General features: G+C 68.4%; 4 protein-coding genes. All 4 read right to left on the minus strand.

Annotated features, from left to right (window positions below):
- On the minus strand, positions 1–1052 hold a 1052-nt coding region (locus JHD82_RS28530; protein ID WP_199140235.1), incomplete at its 3' end, for a BMP family ABC transporter substrate-binding protein.
- 48 nt (positions 1053–1100) lie between these two features.
- Positions 1101–2021 carry an ABC transporter permease gene (locus tag JHD82_RS28535; protein WP_013803692.1) on the minus strand — a complete coding sequence of 307 codons (921 nt, stop codon included), beginning with the start codon at positions 2019–2021 and terminating at the stop codon, positions 1101–1103.
- The gene (locus tag JHD82_RS28540; RefSeq protein WP_034398274.1) at positions 2021–3127 is read right to left on the minus strand and encodes an ABC transporter permease; all 1107 of its coding nucleotides are present in this window, start codon (positions 3125–3127) and stop codon (positions 2021–2023) included. The genes JHD82_RS28535 and JHD82_RS28540 overlap by 1 nt, the downstream gene beginning before the upstream one ends.
- Positions 3114–4049 (minus strand): ATP-binding cassette domain-containing protein (locus JHD82_RS28545; protein WP_199140237.1); only part of this gene is annotated, 936 nt, incomplete at its 5' end. The genes JHD82_RS28540 and JHD82_RS28545, both read right to left, overlap by 14 nt.

Here is a 4049-nt window from a genome sequence, read left to right on the forward strand (position 1 = left end):
GGGCCGGTCCAGACGGCGAAGCTGCCGTCCTTCAAGCCGTCGCGTGCCTTGGCGACCTTGTCCTTGATGTCCTGGGGCACGTCGTCGGCGATCTTCACGAGGTCGATGGCGCCTTCCTTCACGCCCCACCAGAACGAGCCGCCCTGCCACTTGCCGTCCAGCGTGTCCTGGGTGACCTTGCTGTAGTAAGGCGTCCAGTCGATCACGGCCGAGCCCAGGTGGGCCTTGGGCGCGAAGGCGCTCATGTCGCCGTCCTTGCCGAAGGCGCGCGCACCGCGTTCCTCGGCCGTCTTGAGCACGGCCGGGGAGTTGGTGTTCTGGTAGAGCACGTCCACGCCGCCGTTGATCAGCGAGGTGGCAGCCTCGGACTCCTTGGGCGGGGCGAACCATTCGTTCACCCAGACCACCTTGGCCTTGATCGAGGGATCGACGCTTTGCGCACCCAGCACGAAGCTGTTGATGTTGCGCACCACTTCAGGAATCGGCACCGAGGCCACGACGCCGACGGTCTTGGTCTTGGTCATGCCACCGGCCACGATGCCGGCAAGGTAGGCGCCCTCGAAGGTCTTGGTGTCGTAGGTGGCCACGTTGTCGGCGTTCTTGTAGCCGGTGGCGTGCTCGAACTTCACGTCCTTGAGGTCGGCCGCGACCTTCTGCACGAACTCCTGGTAGCCGAAGCTGGTCGCGAAGATCAGCTTGTTGCCCTGGCCAGCCATGTCGCGCATCACGCGCTCGGCATCGGCGCTCTCGGGCACGCTTTCGACGAAGGAGGTTTCCACCTTGTCGCCGAACTTCTCCTGGATGGCCTTGCGGCCCAGCTCGTGCTGGAAGGTCCATCCACCGTCGCCGATGGGGCTGACGTACATGAAGCCGATCTTGAGCTTCTCGGCCGGCGCCTGGGCGGCAGGCGCGGCAGCGGGAGCAGGCGCTGCGGCCTCTTCCTTCTTGCCGCAGGCGGTCAGGGCCGCCACCGAGATGGCCGACAGGCCGATCATCTTCACAAGCGTGCTTTTCAGGCCAGGTTTCAGGGTGCGTTCGCGCAAAGCGGGCATGCGTTTGTCCTTTTGTGGTTCTGGAGGGAGAGAGAAAAAATGAAAGCGTCAGGAGCCCGGGTAGAAGGGCTTGCCCAGCGAGGCCGGCATGTTGGCACGGATCCAGGCCGGATTGCGCGAGATCAGCACCAGCACGACGATGGTCGCCAGGTAGGGCAGCATGGACAGCAGCTGGCTGGCCACCTGCACGCCCGTGGCCTGCAGGTGGAACTGCAGCATGGTCACGCCGCCGAACAGGTAGGCGCCCAGCAGCACGCGCGCAGGGCGCCAGGTGGCAAAGGTGGTCAGCGCCAGCGCGATCCAGCCCCGGCCCGACACCATGCCCTCCACCCACAGCGGCGTGTAGACGGTGGAGATATAGGCACCGGCCAGCCCGCACATGGCGCCGCCGAACACCACGGCCGCCAGGCGGATGCGGCGCACCGGGTAGCCCAGCGCATGGGCCGACTGGGGCGACTCACCCACGGCGCGCAGCACCAGGCCGGCCCGCGTGCGGTAAAGGAACCAGACCAGGGCCGCCGCAATGACTACGGCCCCATAGACCAGCGGGTGCAGGCGGAACAGCGCCGTGCCGACCACGGGCAGGTCCGACAGCCAGGGCACGGCGAACTTGGGCAGCTCGGGCAGGCGTGCCTGCACATAGCCCAGGCCCAGGAAGGCCGAGAAGCCCGTGCCGAACAGCGACAGCGCCAGCCCCGTCGCGTACTGGTTGGTGTTCAGCCAGATCACCAGCACGCCGAAGATGGCGGCCAGCAGCGCGCCCGCACCCATGCCGGCCAGAAAGCCCACGGTGGTGCTGCCCGTGTGGACCACGGCGGCAAAGCCCGCGATGGCGGCGCACAGCATCATGCCCTCGGCACCCAGGTTGACGATGCCGGCCTTTTCATTGATCAGCAGGCCCAGCGCGGCCAGCGCCAGCACGGTGCCGGCGCTGAGCGTGGAGCCCAGCAGCAGTGCATAGGATTCCATCAGCGGGCCTCCTTGACGGCAGGCGCCGCTGCGGGCGGAACCACGGGCGTGCGGGACACCCAGCGCACGCGGTAGGCCACCAGCGTGTCGCAGGCCAGCAGCGTGAACAGCAGCAGGCCCTGGAACACGCCGGTCAGCGCCTTGGGCAGGCCCAGGCGCGACTGGGCGAGTTCGCCCCCGATATAGAACATGCTCATGAGAATCGCGGAAAAGATCATGCCCACGGGATGCAGGCGGCCGACGAAGGCCACGATGATGGCGGCAAAGCCGTAGCCGGCCGGGACATAGGGCGTGAGCTGGCCCAGCGGGCCGGCCACTTCCAGCGCACCGGCCAGGCCGGCGGCGGCGCCCGAGATCAGCAGCGCCGTCCACAGCGCGCGGCGCGAGGAAAAGCCCGCGTAGCGCGCAGCGGCCGGGGCCAGGCCACCGACCTGCAGCGCAAAGCCGGCGCGGGTGCGGAACAGGAAGACCCACAGCATGGCCGCCGCAGCCAGCGCCAGCAGCAGCCCGATGTTGGTGCGCATGCCCTGCATGAGCTTGGGGATCTGCGTGACGCGCTCGAAGGTCTTGGTCTGCGGGAAGTTGTAGCCCATGGGGTCCTTCCACGGCCCGTAGACCAGAAAGCCCAGCACCAGGGTGGCCACGTAGACCAGCATCAGGCTGACCAGGATTTCATTGGCATTGAAGCGGTCGCGCAGCAGGGCCACGATGCCTGCCCAGACCATGCCGCCGAGCATGCCGGCCACCAGGATGGCGGGCACGATCCACGGCCCCGTGGTCTTGTCCGCCAGCAGCGCCACGCCGCCTGCGGCCACGGCGCCGATCACGAACTGGCCTTCGGCACCGATGTTCCACACATTGGAGCGAAAGCACACGGCCAGCCCCAGCGCGATCAGCAGCAGCGGCGTGGCCTTGACGGCCAGCTCGCCCAGCGCATAGGTGGACTTGACGGGGTCCCAGAAGAAGGCCTGCAGGCCGCGCACCGGGTCCTTGCCCAGCATCACGAACAGGCACACACCGATCAGCACGGTGATGGCCAGCGCCAGCACGGGCGAACCGTAGGTCCACAGCCTGGAGGCCTGGGGGCGTTGCTCAAGCTTGAACATGGGCGCCTCCCCTGGCGGCATTCTGGGCAGCATTCGGGGCGGCAGCACCGTCCCACAGGCCGCTCATCCACTCGCCGATCTGCTGCACGGTGGCATCGGCCCGCGCCACCGAGGGCGACAGCCGGCCCTTGGCCACCACATGCAGGCGGTCACATATTTCGAACAATTCGTCCAACTCCTCGCTGAGCACCAGCACGGCGCAGCCTTCGTCACGCAATTGCAGGATGGCGCCGCGGATCTGCGCGGCCGCCCCCACGTCCACCCCCCAGGTAGGCTGGGAGATGATGAGCAGCTTGGGCCTGGCATCGATCTCGCGGCCCACGATGAATTTCTGCAGGTTGCCGCCCGACAGCGACTGCGCCGCTGCGTTGGGGCCACCGGCCTTGACGTTGAAGCGCGCGATGATGGCGCGCGCCTGCTCCTGCAACTGGCCCATGCGGATCCAGCCGCCCGCGCCCAGCGCGGTCTTGCGCGTCAGCAGCAGGTTGTGCGCCAGGCCCATGCTGGGCACGGCACCGCGGCCAAGACGCTCCTCCGGCACGAAGTGCAGGCCCAGCGCACGGCGCCGGCCGGGGCCCAGGCGCCCCGCCTCCCGGCCGGCAATCTGCACCATTTCGGGCGCTGCGCGCGTGTCCTCGCCGGACAGCGCATACAGCAATTCCTTCTGGCCATTGCCCGAGACACCGGCGATGCCCACGACTTCGCCCGCGCGCACATCGAGCTGGATGCCATGCAGGTCCACGCCGAAGGGCTCCGAGCGCGGCAGCGCCAGGCCCTGCACGCGCAGCACGCTGGCGCCGACCTGGGATTCGCGGTGCGTGAGCTCGGGCGGCTCCGAGCCGATCATCAGCCGCGACAGCGAGGCATTGCTCTCCACGGCCGGGTTGCACACGCCGGTCACCTGCCCGCCGCGCAGCACGGT

It is taken from the genome of Delftia sp. ASV31, from assembly GCF_016428765.1.
Taxonomy (GTDB): domain Bacteria; phylum Pseudomonadota; class Gammaproteobacteria; order Burkholderiales; family Burkholderiaceae_C; genus Comamonas; species Comamonas acidovorans.

Coding starts and splice junctions, on each gene's coding strand:
- JHD82_RS28535 (WP_013803692.1), bottom strand. CDS start 2,021: ATGGAATCCTATGCACTGCTGCTGGGCTCCACGCTCAGCGCCGGCACC.
- JHD82_RS28540 (WP_034398274.1), bottom strand. CDS start 3,127: ATGTTCAAGCTTGAGCAACGCCCCCAGGCCTCCAGGCTGTGGACCTAC.